Source organism: Streptomyces sp. CRN 30 (genome assembly GCF_034105845.1).
Map to the genome: position 1 here is coordinate 1 of NZ_JAVRHI010000252.1, position 21,116 is coordinate 21,116.

Below are 21,116 nucleotides of genomic sequence, written 5' to 3' on the forward strand. Positions count from 1 at the left end.
CACCGAACGTCCGCCACAACTGCGCCGACTCCCGCAGCTTGTCCTCGTCCGCCGTCGGCCACCGGTAACCCAGCATCTCCAGGACCCACTCAAGCGAGTCCGGCAGCATCATCGACACAGCAGCAACCCCCGTCGCACCACACGGCCGCACCCCCGGCCGGAACGGCTATTCAAACAGGAGCACAACCGTCCGCAGGGTGTACGCACCCCCCTTGGACGACTTGAGTCCCGCGTCGAACCGGCGGAGGCTCGGCAGAACGTGGTCTGCGCGACGGCACTGTCCGATTCCTTCAAGACCGGCCGCCCCGCCCCTGCCTACCGTGGCCCCATGACCCCACGATTCGACGCGGTCGGCCTGGTCGTCTCCGACATGGCCGCTTCCGTGAGCTTCTACCGCCGTCTCGGCTTCGCCTTTCCGGAGGGCGCCGAGACGCAGCCGCACGCCGAGGCCGGGCTGCCGGGCGGCGTCCGGCTGCTCCTCGACACCGAGGAGACCGTCCGTTCCTTCCACCCGGGGTTCCGGCCGCCGTCCGGCGGGGGCCGGGCCTCGCTCGCCCTGCTGTGCGAGACGCCCGCGGAGGTGGACGCGCTCTACGAGGAGTTGGTCAGGGGCGGGGTCCACGGCGAGCTGAAGCCGTGGGACGCCGTCTGGGGGCAGCGGTACGCCGTCGTGCACGACCCGGACGGCAACGGGGTCGATCTCTTCGCCCCGCTGCCGTCAACCGAGCGGTCGACCGAGTAGTTCCGTCGGGGGGACGCCCGTCAGCTCCCGTACCTCCCGGGTGAGGTGGGCCTGGTCCGCGTACCCGGTCCGGGCGGCGGTGTCGGCGAGCGGTACGCCCGTCCGGGCGAGGGCGAGGGCGCGCTGGAGGCGCAGGACGCGGGCCAGGGTCTTCGGGCCGTAGCCGAAGACGGCGAGCGCGCGGCGGTGCAGTCGCCGCGTGCCGAGCCCGCTCTCGTCGGCGACGGCCGCGACCGGGCACCCCGCGGCCAGTGCGGTGACGATCCGCCGGTCCAGCGGATCGGGCGGACCGGTGTCGGCCGCGCGGGCGAGGGCCGCCGCCTCCAGGCCGCGTACCGGGTCGGGCGCGGCGTTCACGAGGCCGGTGAGCCGCCGGGCGGCGGACGCGGGCCAGAGGTCGGCGAGGTCGACGCGCCGGTCGCGCAGTTCGCGCGCGGGCACGGCGAGGAGGGCCGGCGCGATACCGGGGCGGAAGCGGACGCCCGCCCACCGGCCGCCGCCGGCCTCGGGGACGTGGGCACGGGTGTCGGGGCCCGCGACCAGCAGCCGTCCGTCGTGCCAGAGCAGGTCCATGCAGCCGTCCGGCAGGACGCGTCCGGTGCCGTCCGGGGTGCTGGTCCACACGACCGCGCCGGGCAGCCGCGCGGGGCGTTCCGCGTACACGGGTGCCAGGTTACGCCGGGCCCGTGCGGCCCGGCGGGTGAGGCGGTTTCCGCCAGAGTCGACGGAACCCGGCGGAACCTCTCCCTCAGCGTGGTCGCCCGCCGTCCCCGGCAGTTGACTGGGCGGCATGACACGAAACCCGAAGAACGAGCCGGAGACGACGGTGGTCGTGACGGGTGCCTCGGGCCGTACGGGGCGCCGGGTGGCGGAGTCCGCGCGGGCGGCCGGGCTGACGGTGCGGCCCGCCTCCCGGGCGCACGGCTTCGACTGGGGGGACCGGGACACCTGGGCCGACGCGCTGCGCGGCGCTGACGCCGCCTATCTGGTCTGGCCTTCCGACGTCGGCTCCCCCGAGGCCACCGAGACGATGGGCGCCTTCGCGACGGAGGCGGTGCGGCTCGGGGTGCGGCGGCTGGTGCTGCTGTCGGCGCGGGGCGAGGAGCAGGCCCGGCCCACCGAGGACGCGGTGCGCGGTTCGGGCGCGGAGTGGACGGTCGTACGGGCCTCGTTCTTCGCGCAGAACTTCAGCGAGGGCCCGCTGGTGGAGGAGTTGCGGCAGAACGGGCAGCTGGTCTTCCCCGGCGGCAAGGTGGGCGAGCCGTTCATCGACGCGCGGGACATCGCGGACGTGGTGGTGGCCGTGGTGCGGGCCGGGGACCGTTATGTCGGGCAGAACCTGGACGTCACCGGGCCCCGGCTGCTCACCTTCGAACAGGCGGTCGGGGAGATCGCCGGGGCGACGGGACGGCCGCTGACCTACCGGGGCGTTCCGCCGCATGCCTACCTGGACCGGCTGACCGGCTTCGGGGTGCCCAGGGCCGAGGCGGAGCTGCTGGTCGAGCTGTTCGCCTCGGTGCTGGACGGCCGCAACGCCCGGACGACGGACGCGGTGCGGCGGGTCCTCGGGCGGGAGCCGCGCGACTTCTCCGAGTTCGCCCGGGAGGCCGCGGCGGCCGGCGCGTGGAAGGCGTGAGACCTTCCGCCCGCCGCGTGAGACTTGCCGCCCGCCGCGCGGTCAGCCCTGCTTCTCCTGCGGGCCCCCGTCGTCGCGCGGGGTCGCCCTGACGTGGGTCCGCAGGCGTGAGGTGACGTCCTCCGGCGGCAGGAACCGCGACCAGCGCTCGGGGAACTCCGAGGGCATGTCGTCGTCGGGGTCGTCGGGGTCGTCGTCGCCGCGCGGCGGCGCGGTCCGCGCCACGTACTCGGCGACCTGGGCCTGCCGGACGCGCTCGTTGGCCTCGCGGGCGGCGGCGGTGGCGGCGGCGGGCCAGACCCGGTCGATGGCGGCGTTGACGGCCGCGCCGACGAGGACGGCGAACGCCGAGACGCCGATCCACAGCAGGACGGCGACGGGCGCGGCCAGCGAGCCGTAGATGGTGGGGCCCTCGACGGTGCTGGTGAGGTAGATGCGCAGCAGGAAGCTGCCGAGGACCCACATGGCGAGGGCGACGAGCGCGCCGGGCACGTCCTCGATCCACTGCGAGCGCACCGGCACGGACACGTGGTACAGCGTGGTCAGGAACGCCACCGAGAGGACGAGGACGACCGGCCAGTACAGGACCTGGACGAGCGTCGTGGACCACGGCACGATCCGGACGACCGCGTCCGGTCCGGCGACCATCAGCGGCAGCGCCACCGAGCCGATCAGCAGCGCCACGATGAACAGGCCGAACGCCAGCAGCCGGGTCTTGACGATGCCGCGGACGCCGTCGAGGCCGTACATGACGGTGATGGTGTCGATGAAGACGTTCACCGCGCGGGAGCCGGACCAGAGCGCGAAGAGGAAGCCGATGGAGATGACGTCGGGCCGGCCGCCCTTCATCACGTCGTCGAGGATCGGCTCGGTGATCTCCTTGACGCCGCGCTCGGACAGGACCGTGCGGGAGGCGTCCAGGATGTTGGCGCGGAGGCTGTCGGTGGTGTCGGCGCCGATCCACAGGTCGACGTAGCCGAGCAGCCCGAGCAGGCTCAGCAGCAGCGGCGGCACCGACAGCAGCGTGAAGAAGGCCGCCTCGGCCGCCAGGCCCAGGATGCGGTACTCCATGCAGGAGTTGACGGTGTCCTTCAGCAGCAGCCACGCGGTCCTGCGCTTGGATACGTTCCGGTAGAGGGCACGGGCCCGGTGGAGCCGTCCGGACGGCCGCTCGGGGGGTTCACTTGCTGGCTGCACGACCTAAAGGTATCCGCCGGGAGCGGCCCCGCTCATCCCGCGGTCCCCGGACCCTCCCTCCACACCGGTCGCGGCACACGGCAGAAATGCGGTCGAAACCCAGCAGAAAGATTCTGACATGTCCGCGGTGGCCGAGATTCGACGGTCCCGAAAACGGAAGGTTTTCCGACGGTTACGCCGTCCTTCGGGTGAGTTCCCCGGCCGGGCGGGCGGAAGGACCGGCTCAGCCCTGATACGCGGCGATCAATGGAGGTCGTGAAAGCGTCAAGTACCTTAATGCGCTTGTATCGCCCGCCGGGCAGTCGAAAGAATTCGATTGCATTAGCTGGGCCTTCCGGGGGGAATCAGCCCAGCCGCGCTCGACTCGGGGGAATCAGGGTCAACACCCTTCTCTTTTTTCACCGATCTTTTATCGAACGCCGGGGGGCGGAGTTTTGTCGTTCGTCATTTCCGGAGTTCTCCGCTGTCCATGAACGGCACAGTACAGGGAGCACACGTGGTGGGAACTTCCGGCACCGACACCAGCACCGTGACTGTCACCGAAGGCGCGCTCGCCGAGGTGCTGGCCGGTGTCGTCGCCAAGGAGCACATACCGGTCGACAGCCACTTCTTCGACGATCTCGGGGCCAATTCGCTGCTCATGGCGCAGTTCTGCGCCCGGGTCAGGAAGCGGGACGATCTGGCGCCGGTATCGATGCGGGACGTCTACGGCCATCCGACGATCCGCCGGCTGGCGGCGGCGCTCGACACCGCGCCGGTATCGGCGGCGCCCCCGGCGGCGCCGCCCGAGCCACCGGCGCCGCCGGGGAGCACGAAACGTTATGTACTGTGCGCCGTCGCGCAGTTCCTGGTGTTCGCCGTCTACTGCCTCGCCGCCGGTACGGCTGCCGCGTGGGGATACTCGTGGTTCGCCGAGGCGGACGGCGTCGTCGCCGTATATCTGCGCGCGGTGGCGTTCGGCAGTGCCGTGTTCCTCGCGACCTGTGTCACGCCCGTGGTGGCGAAATGGGTGCTCGTCGGCCGGTGGAAGGAGACCGAGTTCCCGGTCTGGTCGCCGGCCTACTTCCGGTTCTGGACCGTCAGGACGCTGCTGCACACCAGCCCGTTGATCCTGTTCGTCGGCAATCCGCTGTACGTGCTGTACCTGCGGGCGCTGGGCGCCCGGATCGGCGGCGGGGTGACGATCCTGACCCGTACCGTGCCGGTCTGCACCGACCTGCTGACGATCGGTTCGGGAACGGTGATCCGCAAGGACGCGCACTTCCTCGGCTACCGGGCACGCGCCGGGCGCGTCCGCACCGGCCGCGTGACGCTCGGCCGGGACGTGTACGTCGGGGAGAAGTCCGTCCTGGACATCGGCACCGTGATGGGCGACGGCTCCCAGCTGGGGCACGGCTCCGCCCTCTACGACGGCGCCTCGGTCCCGGCGGGCGAGCGGCGGCACGGTTCGCCCGCCGTGCCGACGGACGTGGACCACATACGGGTTCCGGCCGTTCCCTGCTCCTCCGCGCGCCGGGTCGGATACGCCGTGGCGGCCCTCGTGCAGACGCTGACCGTATACACACCGCTGACGCTCGCCGGCTCCTACCTGCTGATCACCGCGGTGCCGGCGTTCGACGTACTGGTCTCGCCGGAGACCCGGGACCTGGGGTCGGCGACGTTCTTCGCGCAGGCGCTGGGCCTGTCCGTGGCGCTGTACCTGGGCTTCATCGTGCTCGGGCTGGCCATGGTGACGCTGGTGCCGCGGATGCTGACCGCGGTGCTCCGCCCGGACCGGGTCTACCCGCTCTACGGGCTCGGCTACTCGGCGCAGCGGGCCGTCGCCCGGCTGACCAACGTCAAGTTCTTCACCTGGCTGTTCGGGGACAGCTCGTACATCGTCGGCTACCTGCGGCTGATCGGCTACGACCTGTCGCACGTGGAGCAGACCGGCTCCAACTTCGGCACGGACGTGCAGCACGAGACGCCGTACCTGGCGAAGGTCGGGCGCGGCACGATGATCGCGGACGGTCTTTCGGTGATGAACGCCGACTTCTCCTCGACGTCGTTCAAGGTCTCCGAGACGCGGATCGGCGCGCGCAGCTTCCTCGGCAACCACATCGCGTACCCGGCGGGGGGCCGGACCGGTGACGACGTGCTGCTGGCCACGAAGGTGATGGTGCCGCTGGACGGCGAGGTCCGCAGCGGGGTGGGCCTGCTGGGCTCGCCGCCGTTCGAGATCCCGCGCACCGTCGAGCGCGACACCCGCTTCGACCACCTGCGCGAGGGCGACGAGCTGCGCCGCCGGCTGTCCGCGAAGAACCGGTTCAACCTGCGGTCGATGACCCTCTTCCTGTTCCTGCGCTGGCTGCACTGGTGCGGGCTGACGGTGCTGGGGTTCGCCGCGGTCGACCTGTACGGCACCTCGGGCCTGGCGGGCGGTCTGCTGATCGGCGCGGCGCTGATGGCGGCGGTGGTGTTCAGCACCGGCTACTACATCCTGGTGGAGCGGGCCGTCGGGCGGTTCCGGCCGCTGGAGCCGAAGCTCTGCTCGATCTACGACCCGTACTTCTGGTGGCACGAGCGTCTGTGGAAGGTGCCCGACACGCACCTGGTCGTCTTCAACGGCACGCCGTTCAAGAACTGGGTGTGGCGGCTGCTGGGCGTGCGGCTGGGCCGCCGGGTCTTCGACGACGGGGTCTACATCACCGAGCGGACCCTGACGTCGATCGGGGACGACGTCACGCTCGGCGCGCACACCAAGGTGCAGGCGCACTCGCAGGAGGACGGCACCTTCAAGTCCGACCGCATCACGATCGGGGCCGGCTGCACGCTGGAGACCGGCTCGCTCGTCCACTACGGCGTCTCGATGGGGCGGGACGCCGTGCTCGCCGCCGACTCATTCCTGATGAAGGGCGAGGAAGTTCCGCCGGGCGCCCGCTGGGGCGGCAATCCGGCGGTGGCCCTGGGACGCCGCTGAGCGCTCCGGGCCGACCACCAGGGGGGGAAGAAGACTCATGTACACGATCACACCGTGGACGCGGGAGCCGGAGCCGGGGGTGGCCGAGCACGCCGTGCCGCTGCCGCCGGAGGTGCCGGGCACACCGGACGCGCTGCTCGCCGCGCACGCCAAGACGCTGGCCGCGCTGACCGGCGAGGCCGAGATCACCACCGGGTACGTCCCGGCGGAAGGGGGCCGGCCGCGCCCGTACCGGACGACGGTACGGCCCGGTACCTGGCGGGAGCTGGTGGCCGCGGCCGGCCGGAACTCCGCCTCGGACGACCTGCCGTACGACACGGTCCTCGACCCGTACGGCGGTGACGCCGACGCCTGTGACGCGGCCACCGTGCTGCGGGTGGGCGTCTCGGGCGGCAAGCTGCGCGTGCGGTACCGCACCGACGTCCTCGACGCGGGGGCCGCCGCCCGGATCGCCGGGTACCACCTGACGGCGCTCACCCGGATCGCCGCGGAGCCGGACACCGACCACGAGCGGCACGGGCTGCTGTCGCGGGAGGAACTCCGCTTCCAGCTGGACGGCCTGGCCGGACCCGAGCGGGCGCTGCCCGACCGGCGGGTGCACGAGCTGATCGAGGACCGGGCGGCGGCCCAGCCCGACGCGGTCGCCGCGGCCGACGGCGAGCGGGAGTGGACGTACGCGGAGCTGAACGCGCGCGCCAACCGGCTGGGCCGGGCGCTGCTGGCCCGGGGCCTCGCCCGCGAGGACGTCGTCGCCGTGGTGACGGAACGGAATCTGGAGTGGCTGGCCGCGGTGGTCGCCGTGTTCAAGGCGGGCGGGGTCTACCTGCCGGTGGAGCCGCACTTCCCGGCCGGGCGGATCGGGACGACCCTGACCCGGGCCGGGTGCGCGTTCGTCCTCACCGAGCGGGGTTCCACGGCGACGCTGGACGCCGCCGGGACCGACGCGCCGGTCCTGTACGTCGACGATGCGTGGGCCGAGGACCACGCCGACGACGACCTCGGGGTGGAGGTGGGCGGCGACCAGCTCGCGTACATCTACTTCACCTCCGGGTCCACCGGGGAGCCGAAGGGCGCGATGTGCGAGCACGCCGGGTTCCTGAACCACGTGTTCGCGAAGATCGACGACCTGGACATCGGGCCCGCGGACGTGGTCGCGCAGACCGCGCCGCAGTGCTTCGACATCTCGCTGTGGCAGCTCGTCTCGGCGCTGGTCGTCGGCGGCCGGACGCACTTCGTCGGGCAGGACACGATCCTGGACGTGCGGCGGTTCACCGAGACCGTCGCCCGGGGGCGGATCACCGTCCTCCAGGTCGTGCCGTCCTATCTGGAGGCGGTCCTCACCGAGCTGGAGCAGCGGCCCCGTGAACTGCCGCGGCTGCGCCGGGTGTCGGTCACCGGGGAGGCGGTCAAGAAGGAGCTGGTGCGGCGGTGGTTCGCGGCCCGGCCCGACATCCCGCTGGTCAACGCGTACGGGCTGACGGAGACCTCCGACGACACCAACCACGAGGTGCTGCGACGGGTCCCGGACACGGCCCGGGTGCCGCTGGGCCGGCCGGTGGCCAACGTACGGGTGTACGTCGTCGACCGGAACCTGGCACCGGTCCCGCTGGGCGCGCCGGGCGAGATCGTCTTCTCCGGCGTCTGTGTCGGGCGGGGCTACGTCAACGACCCGGAGCGGACCGCGGCGGCGTTCACCGAGGACCCGCACCGGCCCGGTGAGCGGCTGTACCGCAGCGGTGACCAGGGACGGTGGCTGCCCGACGGGAAGCTGGAGTTCCTCGGCCGCAAGGACGGCATGGTGAAGATCCGGGGGTTCCGGATCGAACTCGGCGAGGTGGAGAGCGCGCTGCTGCGGGTGGCCGGGGTGCGGGACGCGGCGGCGGTCGTCGTGCGCGGCGCGCAACTGGTCGCGTTCTGCGCCGGGGACGAGCCGCTGGACGCGCCGGCGGTCCTGGAGCCGCTGGCGGCGTCGCTGCCGCCGTACATGGTGCCGTCGGTGCTGCACTGGCGGCCCCGGCTGCCGCTGACCGCCAACGGCAAGGTCGACCGGCGGGCGCTGACCGCGCTCGCCGGGGAGCTGGACGCGGCCGGGGAGGCGCCGGACACCCCGGTGGAGCGGCGGCTGGCGACGGTCTGGGCCCAGGCGCTGGGCATTCCGGTGGACCGGATCGGCCGGCGGGACCACTTCTTCGACCGGGGCGGCACCTCGCTCTCGGCCGTGAAGCTGGTGGTCGCCCTGGACCGGACGGTCAGCCTGAAGGACGTCACCGCCCACCCGGTCCTCGCGGACCTGGCCGACCTGCTGGAACGCCGCGCGTCGTGAACGCCGTACCCCCGGTCTCCCGGGCCCCGGCACACCGCACCACCCCACCCCCGAACGACCGCTCCGACGCACCACCGAAGGGAACACCCACGATGTCGTCCTCCTCCACGGCCCTCGGCCTCGACCTCGCGCCGGACAAGCCGCCCTTGCTGCGTGTCGGGTCCACCGCCGACCCGGCCGCCTGGGCGGCCGGGCACCGCGAGGCGCTGCGCGCCGCCGTCGCCCGGCACGGCCGGGTCCTGGTCCGCGGGCTGGGCCTGACCGACCCCGCGACGGCCGCGCCCGTCCTGAAGCGGCTGGCCGACGGCCTGATGGCCGACCGGGAGCCGTTCGCGCCGCGCCGCGACTACGGCGACGGCGTGTACTCGGCCACCCGGTGGCCGGCCCAGCAGCAGATGTGCATGCACCACGAGGTCAGCTACGCCCTGGAGTTCCCGGGGCTGATGAGCTTCGCCTGCCTGGAGGCGCCCGCCGAGGGCGGCGCGACCGTCCTCGCCGACGCCGTCGACGTCCTGCGGGACCTGCCCGCCGACATCGCCGAGCGGTTCGAACGGGAGGGCTGGCTGCTGACCCGGAGCTACAACGACGAGATAGGCGCCTCGGTCGCCGAGGCGTTCGGCACCGACGACCGGCAGGCGGTGGAGCGGTACTGCCGCGCCAACGCCGTGGAGTGGTCCTGGCAGCCCGACGGCACGCTCCGCACCCGGCAGCACCGCGGCGCGGTGCTGCGCCACCCGGCCGACGGACGGCGCTGCTGGTTCAACCAGATCGCGTTCCTGAGCCGCTGGACGATGGAGCCCGAGGTCCGCGAGTACCTGACCGACGTGTACGGCGAGGACGGCCTGCCGTTCGACACGCGCTTCGGCGACGGCGCCCCGATCGGCGAGGACGTCGTGCGGGCGATCAACGCCGTCTACGACCGGCACACCCTGCGCGAGCCCTGGGAGACCGGGGACCTGCTGCTGGTCGACAACATCCGTACCGCACACGGCCGGGAGCCGTTCGAGGGGCCGCGCGAGGTGCTGGCCGCGCTCGGCGACCCGGTCCGCGTCGTCGGGGACGCCCCCGGCGGGGAGGTGAAACCGCTGTGAGCACCCCACGCGACGCCCTCGGCGCACCGCGCTTCGCGGTCGTCCCCGGCGAGCAGGTCCAGGAGGTCCTCCAGGGCCGTGAACCCGAGGTCGGCGAAGTGGTCGAGGCGGTCTACCGGCTGCACGGCGCCGGCGACTCGGTCAACCCGCCGTCGTACTTCCTGCGCTTCCCGGACCGTCCCTCGGCCCGGATCATCGCGCTGCCCGCCTCGCTCGGCGGACCGCTGCGCGTGGACGGCATCAAGTGGATCTCCAGTTTCCCGGAGAACACCCGCTCGGGTCTGCCGCGCGCCTCCGCCGTGCTGATCCTGAACGACCCGGAGACCGGCTATCCGTACGCCTGTCTGGAGAGTTCGGTGATCAGCGCGGTGCGGACGGCGTCGTCGGCGGCGCTGGCCGCGGACCGGCTGAGCCGGACCAGGGTCCGACCGCGGCGGGTGGGGTTCGTCGGGACCGGGCTGATCGCCCGGTACATCCACACCCATCTCGTGGGGACCGGCTGGGAGTTCGAGGAGACGGGCGTGTTCGACCTGTCCGCCGAGAGCGCGCGGGGGTTCCGCGGCTATCTGGAGCGGTCGGGCGGCAAGGGGCGGGTCACCGTCCACGACTCCACCGAGAGCCTGGTGCGCGGAAGCGATCTGGTGGTGTTCGCCACGGTCGCGGGGGAACCGCACATCCACGAAACGGCGTGGTTCCAGCATCACCCACTGGTCCTGCACGTGTCGTTGCGGGACCTCGACCCGCGGATCCTGCTGGAGTCCGCGAACTTCGTCGACGACGTCGAGCACTGCCTGAAGGCGGAGACGTCTCCGCACCTGGCGGAGAAGCTCACGGGGGGCCGGGACTTCATCGACGGCACGCTGAACGACGTACTGACCGGGCGGGTCACCGTCCCGGAGGACCGCACCGTGGTGTTCTCGCCCTTCGGGCTGGGGGTGCTCGACCTGGCGGTCGGCAGGTTCGTCCACGACCAGGTGGCCCGCGAGGGCCGGCTGCGCGTGGTCGACGGATTCTTCCACGAGCTGCGCCGACACGGCTGACCAGCGGTTTCGTGGCGCATGATGAGGGGGGCACCATGCCTGTGATATCGGATCCCGCGCAATACAACGAAGAGGAGCTCTACGTCGACCTCAGGGCGTCGCTGGAGCTTCCGCTGTACCTGAAGTGCGAAGGCTTCAACTTCGCCGGGTCGGTCAAGATGAAGGCCGCCCGGGAGATGGTGGACGCCGCCGAGCGGGACGGGCGGCTGCGGCCGGGCTCCGTCCTGGTCGAGTCGTCCTCCGGCAACCTGGGCGTCGCGCTCAGCGTGATCGCCGCGAGCCGGGGACACCGGTTCCTGTGCGTGACCGACTCGCGCTGCAACCTGTCCACGATCCGGCTGATGGAGACGCTCGGCGCCCGGGTGCACGTCATCGACCGGCCCGACCTGCACGGCGGTTTCCTGGGCGCCCGGCTCGGGTACGTCCGGGCGCTGTGCGCGTCGGACGAGCGGTACGTGTGGCTGAACCAGTACAGCAACCAGGGCAACTGGCGGGCGCACTACCGCACCACCGCGCCCGCCATCGCCCGCCGCTTTCCCGACCTGGACGTCCTGTTCCTCGGGGCGGGCACGACCGGCACCCTGATGGGGTGCGCCCGCTGGTTCTGGAACTGGCGCCGCCCGGTGCGGATCGTGGCGGTGGACACCGTCGGCTCGGTGACGTTCGGCGGGCCGCCCGGCCACCGGATGATCCCCGGCCTCGGCATGAGCGTCCCGCCGCCGCTGCTCGACACCAGTTACGTGGACGACGTGGTGCGGGTGGAGGAGCCGGACGCGGTGCGGATGTGCCGCCGGCTGGCCGCCCGGGGCTTCCTGTTCGGCGGCTCCACCGGCACCGTGGTCAGCGGCGCCGAGGAGTGGCTGGAACGGCACGGCCGGCGCGGTGTCACCGCGGTGGCGATCGCCCCCGACCTGGGCGAGCGCTATCTCGACACCGTCTACCGCGACGGCTGGATGTCCGACACCGTCGAGTCCAAGACCCTGGCCATGGCGCGTCCCGCCTGACCAGGGCGGCACGGCCGGTGTCCGCGGTGCGCGCGCCGTGGTGCGCGCGGGTAGGTTGCACTCCATGACTGGCAGCACCCACACCGTGACGAACCAGGCCCCGCCGCTCGTCGGGTACGACGTCTTCGCCGCCGACCGCGCCCTCACGGACGCGGTCGGCCGGCATCTGGCGCCGGACACGGCCGACGAGGCACGGGCGGAACTGTCCGGCCTCGGCCGCAGCTGCGGGTCGGCGCAGGCGCAGGAATGGGGCGCGCAGGCCAACGCCCACGCGCCGGTGCTGCACACGCACGACCGGTACGGCCACCGCGTGGACGAGGTCGAGTTCCACCCGGCGTGGCACCGGCTCCTCGGCAAGGGCGTCGCGGCCGGACTGACCGCCGCGTGGACCCGGCCCGGCGGGCACGTCCGGCGCGCCGCGGCCTTCCTGATGTGGACGCAGGTCGAGGCGGGCAACTGCTGTCCGCTGTCGATGACGCACGCGGCGGTGCCCGCGCTGCGCGCCGACCCGGCCCTGGCCGCCGAGTGGGAACCGCGGCTGACCTCGATGGTCTACGACCGCGGGCTGCGCCCGGCGCACCTCAAGGCCGGGGCGCTCTTCGGGATGGGCATGACGGAGAAGCAGGGCGGCAGCGACGTGCGGGCCAACACCACCGCCGCCCGGCCGCTGGCGGAGGCCGGCACCTACGAGCTGACCGGGCACAAGTGGTTCTGCTCGGCGCCGATGTCGGACGGCTTCCTGGTGCTGGCGCAGGCACCGGAGGGGCTGACCTGCTTCCTGGTGCCGCGGGTCCTCGCGGACGGCACCCGCAACGTCTTCCTGATCCAGCGGCTGAAGGACAAGCTGGGCAACCGCTCCAACGCCTCCGCGGAGGTCGAGTTCGCGGGGACCTGGGCGCGCCGGGTCGGCGAGGAGGGCGCCGGGGTGCGCACCATCATCGGCATGGTCGCGGCGACCCGGCTGGACTGCGTACTGGGCTCGGCGGGCCTCATGCGGCAGGCGGTCGCGCAGGCCGTGCACCACACCTCCCACCGGGCGGCGTTCGGCGCGAAACTCGTCGACCAGCCGCTGATGCGCAACGTCCTGGCCGACCTCGCGGTCGAGTCGGAGGCGGCGACTACGCTCGGGCTGCGGCTCGCGGCGGCCTGCGACGCCGCCGGCGAGGGCGACGAGGGGGAACGGGCGCTGCTGCGGCTCGCGGTGCCGGCGGCGAAGTACTGGGTGACCAAGCGGTGCGCGCCGGTGGCGGTGGAGGCGGCCGAGTGCCTGGGCGGCAACGGGTACGTCGAGGAGTCGGGGATGCCCCGGCTGGTACGGGAGTCGCCGCTGAACTCGGTCTGGGAGGGCGCCGGAAACGTCCAGGCGCTGGACGTGCTGCGGGCGATCCGGCGGGAGCCCGCGGCGATGGACGCCTATCTCCGGGAGGTCGGGCGGGCGCGCGGCGCCGACCACCGGCTGGACGCGGCGATCCGGGACCTGCTCACCCGGCTGGCCGACCTCGCGGACGCCGAGGGCGGGGCGCGGCGGCTGGCGGAGCGGCTGGCGCTGGTCCTCCAGGGGGCGCTGCTGGTCCGGTACGCGCCGCCGGAGGTCGCCGACGCGTTCTGCGCCGCGCGCCTCGGCGGGGACGGGGGCGCGGCGTTCGGCACGCTGCCGGCCACTCTCGACCTGGCGTCCGTGGTGGAACGGGCGCGTCCGGTGGCTTGATCCGTACGCCTGCACGGGGGTGGTGCTGCGCCGACACGGCACCACCCCCGCTCACTGGCCCGTTGAGGCCGTGTGCGCCGCTCCCGGCGGCGCGGGTCAAGTGTGGGACAACCGCCGGGGCGTCCACCAGAGTTGCAGGGGGTTGCAAATCCGCCCTCCGCTGTGTGCGGACTGTGTATCCACCGTCGGGACAAGCGGTCAGAATGAGACGTACAGGCCAGACGGATGCGCGATCCCAGCTCCGGGGAGGACGAAACCGGTGATGCTCTCGCCGATGGACGTGACACAGGGGGTGGCCGCCGGCACCGTGCACGCGGCCCGGGTGCTCGACGAAGTCCGTTCCGCCGTGCTGAGCGGCGGGCCCGTGCCGGCGGCGCCGCGCCCGGTGATCGAGCGGTCCTGGGAGCGGATGGTGCGCAGCGGCGTCGACCCCGACCACGACTTCCACGCCGGGCTGCTGCCCCGCGCCGAGGTGGAGCGGCGGCGGGAGACCTCCGAGCTGCGGCATGTGCTGCCGGTGCTGCGGGAGGGGCTGCTTCCGGCCGTGGACGAGGCCCGGCACATCATGGTCGTCGCGGACGACGAGGGCCGGGTGCTGTGGCGGGAGGGCAGTCCGGGGGTGCTGCGCAAGGCCGACGGGCTCGGCTTCGAACTCGGCGCGGACTGGCGGGAGGACGTGGTCGGGACCAACGGCATCGGCACCCCGGCGGTCACCCGGCGGCCCGTGCAGGTCTTCGCCGCGGAGCACTTCGTCCGCTCGCACGCGGCCTGGACCTGCGCGGGGGCACCGATCACGGACCCCCGTGACGGGCGGCTGCTCGGGGTGGTCGACGTGAGCGGGCCGCTGGAGACGATGCATCCCGCGACGCTCGCGTGGGTCGGCGCGGTGGCCAAGCTCGCCGAGGCGCGGCTGCGGGACCTGCACACGCGGTCGCTGGAGCGGCTGCGGGCGGTGGCGGCCCCGGTGCTGGCCCGGATCGAGGGCCGGGCGCTGGTGGTGGACCGGGACGGCTGGACGGCGGCGGTGACGGGGATGCCGTACACCGACCGGATCACCGTGCCGAAGCCGGGGGCGCCTCAGCCGCGGTGGCTGCCGGGGGTCGGGCCGTGCTCGGTGGAGCCGCTGGCCGGGGGCTGGCTGGTACGGGCCGCGGAGGAGCCCGTACCGCAGGGCGCCACCCGGATCGTGCTCGATCTGCGGCAGCCGCGGCGCTGGTCGGTGCGGGTGCTGGGCGGTGTGGGCGCCTGGACGCACGAGCTGAGTCCCCGCCACGCCGAGCTGCTCTGTCTGCTGGCCGTGCACCGCACGGGGCGCAGCGCGGCGGGGCTGGCGTCGGACATGTTCGGCGACCCGGCGCGCACGGTGACCGTGCGGGCGGAGATGTCCCGGGTGCGGCGGTACCTCGGGGCGCTGCTGGCCCACCGGCCGTATCGTTTCAGCGAGGACGCGGAGGTCGATGTGCTGCTGCCCGCCGATCCGCTGGACCTGCTCCCCCACTCGACGTCCCCGATGATCGGCGCGCTCCGCCACGAGAACGGACGCGCCGGGCCCGCTGGACTCGGCCGGTCGTGACCGACCGTACCGGGGTCGCGGGCGGAGTGTGGCCGAAGCTGCTGCGAAAGGGGGGCGGAGCGCGGTTCTTTCCACTCTTTTACGGGACCCGCGTCCCCGTGGGCCGGTTGCTGCCGTAGAGTCGCTCACCGGGCCGTCCCACCTGCTCCTCGGTCAACGCTCGGACCACCGGGCGCAGTTGCTCGGCAGCCTCGGGAGGTTCTCATGACGCATCGCGGCAGACACCGCCGGCGCAGGCGGGGCAGGGCGCTGCGGGCCACGCTGACCGGCGCGGCCCTGGCGCTCACGGCCGCCGCCACGATGATCAGCGCGTCCCAGGCGAAGGTCACCGACGGCCCAGGCGGTCTGAAGCCGCTCACGGCATCCGCCGACACCGGGCGGCTGGGCCTGACGGAACACCGGGTCCCGAAGGGCTGGCTGGGCCGGCTCGCCGATTCGATGGGCTCCCCGGTGGGCGTCGGCGCGGTCCTCGACTCCGCCGACCGCACGCTGCGTTCCTCCGCCGACTGCTCCGACGCGGAGCGGGAGTCCCTGCCGATCGCACCGGCCGCCACCCGGGCCTACTGCTGGGACGCGGCCGACACCGACGGCTGGTCGCCGGGGGCCGTCACCACCTCGGCGGACGCCGACGACGACGGCCGCTGGGGCGCCGACGAGGTCGTGCTGTCGGCCTGGTCCCGCGAGGACGCCGCCACCGGCGGGCGCGTGGCGCGGGTCTCCTTCGTCGACGCCGCCGAGGACGGCGGGCGGCTGCGCTACGCCTCCGCGCTGCTGGTCCTGCCCGTCGACGGCGGCCGCGACTACCGGCCGCTGGCCTCCCCCGTCTCCGGCATGGTCTGGTACCAGGACAAGCTGCTGGTCACCGCGGGCACCGGCGACGGCAACGCGCTCTACGTCTACGACCTGCACCGCATCCAGCGGACCACGTCCGCCGACGCCACCGTGGGCCGTGTCCCGGGCGGCTGGTCGGCCCACGGCCACCGCTACGTACTGCCCGCCGTCGCCTCCTACGAGGCCGACGGCCTCCCCGGCGCGGGGCGCCCCGCCGTCCTCTCCCTGGACCGCTCCACGTCGCCGGACAGCCTGGTCGCGGGCGAGTCCGTACCCGTGGACGACGACCGTCCGACGCGGCTGTGGCGCTACGCCCTCAGCACCGACCCCGGCCGTACGGGGCTGCCGGCCGTCGACTCCGCGGGGCGGGCCGAGGTCCGCGAGGCGTACGAGACGCGGGCGCGCGGCGTGCGGGGCGTGCTGGCCCACCGCGCGGCCGGCGAGGACCGCTCCGAGTGGTACCTGGGCGGCGCGCTCGGCACCACGGACGACGGGCGCGGCACGCTGTGGCGCACGGACACGAAGGGGTCCCGGGCCACCGAGTGCGGCGCCGACCGCTCGCACCGCTGCTGGAGCGGCCGGGCGGGTTCCCTGTCGTACGCGCCCGGCACGGGCGAGGTCTGGTCCCAGGCGGGCCACACGCTGTTCGCCGTGCCGCTGAAGTCGGTGACGGGCGCGCTCGGCTAGGGCTGCCCCAGGCGCGCCCGGCCGGGCGGGCGTCGACAAGGAGGCCGGTCGGGTGATTGCCTGGCCGTCATGACCACCATCCCCGTGACCACCTGGTCCCTGGAGCAGACGGCCCCGGCCGACCTGCTGCCGTCCGACGCCCCGGAGGGGGACGTCCGGATCGTCCGCGCCGAGGTGCCCTCGCCGGAGTTCAGCCGCTTCCTCTACGCCGCGGTCGGCGGCGACATCCGGTGGACCGACCGGCTGGGGTGGACGTACGCGCGGTGGCAGGAGCACCTGGAGCGGCCCGGCGTGGAGACCTGGGTCGCCTACGACCGCTCCACACCCGCCGGGTACACCGAACTGGTCGCCGGGGACGACGGCGTGGTGGAGATCGAGTACTTCGGGCTGATCCCGGCGTTCCGGGGCCGCCGCATCGGCGGGCACCTGCTCTCGTACGCCACCGCCCGCGCCTGGGACCTCGCGGAGCGGTGGCCTCTGCTGCCGCCGACCAAGCGGGTCTGGCTGCACACGTGCAGCAAGGACGGCGAGCACGCGCTGGACAACTACCGGCGCCGGGGCTTCCGCCTGTTCGACACCGAGGTGACGGAGGAGCGGGTCGGGCCGGCCCCCGGGCCGTGGCCCGGTGCGTTCCCCGTCTGACCTGCGCCGACACCCGTCGGACCGGTCCATGTGACCGACAACACGTTTGTCTTGCTCTGCGAGACACGAGTGTCCGCATCCCGGACGAAGCTGGACTGTGTCCAGATCTCCGTGCCACGCTTCCGTCATGTCTGGAACTGGAATCGCCTTGGTGAGTCGACGCCACGTCGATCTCGGCCGCATGTCCAGCGCCATCTGTCCGGCGCGCTGAGAGTTCTCCAGCAGCACCGGTCCCTCTTGGTCTCCACCTGATCTCCGCGCGCCGCCGCGCACCCTGCCCATGCGCCCGTACGCGCAGGTCAGACATGTTTCCCGCCTGTCCCGAAGGACGTGTCCACCATGGCCGCCACCCCGCCGAAGCCTGCCGCCACGACTCCCCGCCGCAAGGTGAGCCGTCACCGCGGCGAGGGTCAGTGGGCCGCGGGTCACTTCACCCCGCTCAACGGCAACGAGCAGTTCAAGAAGGACGACGACGGTCTCAACGTACGGACACGTATTGAGACGATCTACTCCAAGCGGGGGTTCGACTCGATCGACCCCAACGACCTGCGCGGCCGGATGCGCTGGTGGGGCCTGTACACGCAGCGCAAGCCCGGCATCGACGGCGGCAAGACCGCGGTCCTGGAGCCGGAGGAGCTGGACGACGAGTACTTCATGCTGCGCGTCCGCATCGACGGCGGCCGGCTGACCACCGAGCAGCTCCGCGTCATCGGCGAGGTCTCGCAGGAGTTCGCGCGCGGCACCGCCGACATCACCGACCGGCAGAACGTCCAGTACCACTGGATCCGGATCGAGGACGTGCCCGCGATCTGGGAGCGCCTGGAGGCCGTCGGCCTGTCCACGGTCACCGCCTGCGGCGACACGCCCCGCGTGATGATCGGCTCCCCGGTGGCGGGCATCGCCGAGGACGAGATCATCGACGGCACCCCGGCCCTGGAGGAGATGAAGCGGCGGGTCCTGAACAACCCCGCCTATTCGAACCTCCCCCGGAAGTTCAAGACGGCCATCTCGGGATCGCCGGTCCTGGACGTCGTGCACGAGATCAACGACGTGGCGTTCGTCGGCGTGGAACACCCCGAGCACGGCCCGGGTTTCGACCTGTGGGTCGGCGGCGGCCTGTCCACCAACCCCAAGCTCGGCGTGCGGCTGAACGCCTGGGTGCCGATCGAGGACGTCCCGGACGTCTACGAGGGCGTCATCTCGATCTTCCGTGACCACGGCTACCGGCGGCTGCGCAACCGCGCCCGGCTGAAGTTCCTCGTCGCCGACTGGGGCCCGGAGAAGTTCCGCCAGGTGCTGGAGGACGACTACCTGGGGCGCAAGCTCACCGACGGACCGGCGCCCGCCGAGCCGGTGGCCCGCTGGCGCGACCACGTCGGCGTGCACCGGCAGCGGGACGGCCGCTTCTACGTCGGCTTCGCGCCGCGCGTCGGCCGGGTCGACGGCACCACCCTCGCCAAGATCGCCGAGGTGGCGGAGGCGCACGGCTCCGGCCGGGTGCGCACCACCGTCGAACAGAAGATGATCATCCTCGACATCGAGCAGGACCAGGTCGACTCGCTGGTGGACGCCCTGGAGGCGCTCGACCTCACCGCGAAGCCGTCCACGTTCCGGCGCGGCACCATGGCCTGCACCGGCATCGAGTTCTGCAAGCTGGCCATCGTCGAGACCAAGGCGCGCGGCTCGAAGCTCATCGACGAACTGGAGCGCCGCCTCCCGGAGTTCGACGAGCCGCTCACCATCAACCTCAACGGCTGCCCCAACGCCTGCGCCCGCATCCAGGTCGCGGACATCGGTCTCAAGGGCCAGCTCGTCGTCGACGACGCGGGCGAGCAGGTGGAGGGCTACCAGGTGCACCTGGGCGGCGCCCTCGGCCTGGAGCCCGGCTTCGGCCGCAAGGTGCGCGGCCTGAAGGTCACCTCGGACGAACTGCCCGACTACATCGAGCGGGTGCTCAGGCGCTACCAGGCCGAGCGCGCCGACGGCGAGCGCTTCGCGACCTGGGCCGCGCGTGCCTCGGAGGAGGCCCTCTCATGAGCGAGCGGGCCGCTCCCTTCTACTGCCCCTACTGCGGCGACGAGGACCTGCGTCCGAACGAGCAGGGCCACGGCGCCTGGGAATGCGCGGCGTGCAACCGCGCATTCCAGCTGAAGTTCCTCGGGCTGCTGGCCCGGGGCCTCCAGCCCGACCCCTCGGGAGGGGAACCGATATGACGGCACTTCAGGAAGAGCGTACGACCGACGATCTGAAGGCGCTCGCCGAGCGGGCGGGCCGCGACCTGGAGGACGCCTCCGCACCGGAGATCCTCCGGTGGGCCGCGGACACCTTCGGCAAGCGCTTCTGTGTCACCTCCTCCATGGAGGACGCGGTGGTGGCCCACCTCGCCTCCCGCGCGATGCCCGGTGTCGACGTGGTGTTCCTCGACACCGGCTACCACTTCGAGGAGACCATCGGCACCCGCGACGCGGTCGAGGCCGTGATGGACGTCAACGTCATCACCCTCACCCCGCGGCAGACCGTCGCCGAGCAGGACGCCGAGTACGGCCCGAGGCTCCACGACCGCGACCCCGACCTGTGCTGCGCGCTGCGCAAGGTCAAGCCGCTGGAAGAGGGCCTGACCGACTACGTGGCCTGGGCGACCGGACTGCGCCGCGACGAGTCCCCCACCCGGGCGAACACCCCGGTCGTCGGCTGGGACGAGAAGCGGCGCAAGGTCAAGGTCTCCCCCATCGCCCGCTGGACCCAGGACGACGTGGACGCCTATGTGGCGGAGCACGGCGTGCTGACGAATCCGCTGCTGATGGACGGCTACGCGTCCGTCGGCTGCGCCCCCTGCACCCGCCGGGTCCTGGCGGGCGAGGACGCGCGCGCCGGCCGCTGGGCGGGCCGCAACAAGACCGAGTGCGGGCTGCACGGATGACATCTACACCGGAGATTCAGGAGAACCACGTGACGAGCGGAGCCACCGTCTGGCTCACGGGCCTGCCCAGCGCCGGCAAGACCACCATCGCCCACGAGCTGGCCGGCCGGCTGCGCGCCGAGGGCCGCCCGGTGGAGGTGCTCGACGGCGACGAGATCCGCGAGTTCATCTCCGCGGGCCTCGGCTTCAGCCGTGAGGACCGGCACGTCAATGTGGGGCGCATCGGCTTCGTCGCCGAGCTGCTCGCCCGCAACGGGGTGCTCGCGCTCGTCCCGGTGATCGCGCCGTACGCGGACAGCCGCGAGGCGGTGCGCAAGCGCCACCAGGAGAACGGCACGCCGTACCTGGAGGTGCACGTCGCGACGCCGGTCGAGGTGTGCAGCGAGCGGGACGTGAAGGGCCTGTACGCCCAGCAGGCCGCGGGTGAGCTGACCGGGCTCACCGGGGTCGACGACCCCTACGAGGAGCCCGACGCTCCCGATCTGCGCATCGAGTCGCAGCACCAGACCGTCCAGGAATCCGCCGCGGCGGTGCACGCCCTGCTGAGCGAAAGGGGACTGGCATGACGACGACCGTCGCCGCGTCCGAGGAGGACACGGACAGCCCGTACGCCCTGTCGCACCTGGACGCGCTGGAGTCCGAGGCGGTGCACATCTTCCGCGAGGTCGCGGGCGAGTTCGAACGACCGGTGATCCTCTTCTCCGGCGGCAAGGACTCCATCGTCATGCTCCACCTCGCACTGAAGGCCTTCGCCCCCGCACCC

General features: G+C 72.9%; 19 protein-coding genes. 17 read left to right on the top strand and 2 right to left on the bottom strand.

The window, feature by feature from the left end; all coding sequences use genetic code 11:
• The first annotated feature begins 328 nt into the window (after nt 1-328).
• A complete protein-coding gene (locus tag UW392_RS26385) occupies nt 329-742 on the top strand; it encodes a VOC family protein (protein WP_320777621.1) in 414 nt (137 codons plus the stop codon).
• Here UW392_RS26385 and UW392_RS26390 read toward each other — a convergent pair.
• Nucleotides 719-1,405, bottom strand: a complete 687-nt coding sequence (locus UW392_RS26390) for a helix-turn-helix transcriptional regulator (protein ID WP_320777622.1) — start codon at nt 1,403-1,405, stop codon at nt 719-721. The two genes, UW392_RS26385 and UW392_RS26390, sit on opposite strands and share 24 nt — an antisense overlap.
• 127 nt (nt 1,406-1,532) lie before the next feature.
• Between UW392_RS26390 and UW392_RS26395 the strand changes: the two genes are divergently transcribed.
• Entirely contained in the window at nt 1,533-2,378 is an 846-nt protein-coding gene (locus UW392_RS26395; RefSeq protein ID WP_320777623.1) for an NAD(P)H-binding protein, read from the top strand.
• Between the two features lie 42 nt (nt 2,379-2,420).
• Here the strand turns inward: UW392_RS26395 and UW392_RS26400 are convergent, their stop codons facing one another.
• Entirely contained in the window at nt 2,421-3,575 is a 1,155-nt protein-coding gene (locus UW392_RS26400; RefSeq protein ID WP_320777624.1) for a YihY/virulence factor BrkB family protein, read from the bottom strand.
• 469 nt (nt 3,576-4,044) lie between these two features.
• On the opposite strand from UW392_RS26400, the gene UW392_RS26405 reads away from it, so the two are divergent.
• The 15 genes from UW392_RS26405 to UW392_RS26470 all read left to right on the top strand — a co-directional run.
• Nucleotides 4,045-6,534 carry a Pls/PosA family non-ribosomal peptide synthetase gene (locus UW392_RS26405; protein WP_414496702.1) on the top strand — a complete coding sequence of 830 codons (2,490 nt, stop codon included), beginning with the start codon at nt 4,045-4,047 and terminating at the stop codon, nt 6,532-6,534.
• Nucleotides 6,535-6,571: 37 nt separating this feature from the next.
• Nucleotides 6,572-8,857 carry a non-ribosomal peptide synthetase gene (locus tag UW392_RS26410; protein WP_320777626.1) on the top strand — a complete coding sequence of 762 codons (2,286 nt, stop codon included), beginning with the start codon at nt 6,572-6,574 and terminating at the stop codon, nt 8,855-8,857.
• 92 nt (nt 8,858-8,949) lie between these two features.
• Nucleotides 8,950-9,948 carry a TauD/TfdA family dioxygenase gene (locus UW392_RS26415; protein WP_320777627.1) on the top strand — a complete coding sequence of 333 codons (999 nt, stop codon included), beginning with the start codon at nt 8,950-8,952 and terminating at the stop codon, nt 9,946-9,948.
• Nucleotides 9,945-10,988 (top strand): 2,3-diaminopropionate biosynthesis protein SbnB, encoded by a 1,044-nt coding sequence (sbnB, locus tag UW392_RS26420; protein ID WP_320777628.1) that lies wholly within the window; start codon nt 9,945-9,947, stop codon nt 10,986-10,988. Before UW392_RS26415 ends, sbnB begins: the two co-directional genes overlap by 4 nt.
• Nucleotides 10,989-11,023: 35 nt before the next feature.
• The gene (sbnA, locus tag UW392_RS26425; protein WP_320777629.1) at nt 11,024-11,992 is read left to right on the top strand and encodes a 2,3-diaminopropionate biosynthesis protein SbnA; all 969 of its coding nucleotides are present in this window, start codon (nt 11,024-11,026) and stop codon (nt 11,990-11,992) included.
• 64 nt (nt 11,993-12,056) lie between these two features.
• Complete coding sequence (locus tag UW392_RS26430; protein WP_320777630.1) at nt 12,057-13,700, top strand: acyl-CoA dehydrogenase family protein; 1,644 nt, start codon at nt 12,057-12,059, stop codon at nt 13,698-13,700.
• 274 nt (nt 13,701-13,974) lie between these two features.
• Nucleotides 13,975-15,273 carry a GAF domain-containing protein gene (locus UW392_RS26435; RefSeq protein ID WP_320777631.1) on the top strand — a complete coding sequence of 433 codons (1,299 nt, stop codon included), beginning with the start codon at nt 13,975-13,977 and terminating at the stop codon, nt 15,271-15,273.
• Between the two features lie 204 nt (nt 15,274-15,477).
• Entirely contained in the window at nt 15,478-16,791 is a 1,314-nt protein-coding gene (locus tag UW392_RS26440) for a hypothetical protein (protein WP_320777632.1), read from the top strand.
• A gap of 69 nt (nt 16,792-16,860) precedes the next feature.
• Nucleotides 16,861-17,433, top strand: coding sequence for a GNAT family N-acetyltransferase (locus UW392_RS26445; RefSeq protein ID WP_320777633.1), 573 nt, complete (start codon nt 16,861-16,863; stop codon nt 17,431-17,433).
• A gap of 127 nt (nt 17,434-17,560) precedes the next feature.
• A complete protein-coding gene (locus UW392_RS67060) occupies nt 17,561-17,644 on the top strand; it encodes a putative leader peptide (protein ID WP_310591794.1) in 84 nt (27 codons plus the stop codon).
• A gap of 128 nt (nt 17,645-17,772) precedes the next feature.
• Nucleotides 17,773-19,470 (top strand): nitrite/sulfite reductase, encoded by a 1,698-nt coding sequence (locus UW392_RS26450; RefSeq protein WP_320777634.1) that lies wholly within the window; start codon nt 17,773-17,775, stop codon nt 19,468-19,470.
• Nucleotides 19,467-19,646 (top strand): hypothetical protein, encoded by a 180-nt coding sequence (locus UW392_RS26455; protein ID WP_320777635.1) that lies wholly within the window; start codon nt 19,467-19,469, stop codon nt 19,644-19,646. Before UW392_RS26450 ends, UW392_RS26455 begins: the two co-directional genes overlap by 4 nt.
• On the top strand, nt 19,643-20,353 hold the full coding sequence (locus tag UW392_RS26460; RefSeq protein WP_320777636.1) for a phosphoadenylyl-sulfate reductase: 711 nt from the start codon (nt 19,643-19,645) through the stop codon (nt 20,351-20,353). The genes UW392_RS26455 and UW392_RS26460 overlap by 4 nt, the downstream gene beginning before the upstream one ends.
• Entirely contained in the window at nt 20,350-20,919 is a 570-nt protein-coding gene (cysC, locus tag UW392_RS26465; RefSeq protein WP_320777637.1) for an adenylyl-sulfate kinase, read from the top strand. The genes UW392_RS26460 and cysC overlap by 4 nt, the downstream gene beginning before the upstream one ends.
• The coding region (locus tag UW392_RS26470) for a phosphoadenosine phosphosulfate reductase family protein (protein ID WP_320777638.1) at nt 20,916-21,116 on the top strand (201 nt) is incomplete at its 3' end. The genes cysC and UW392_RS26470, both read left to right, overlap by 4 nt.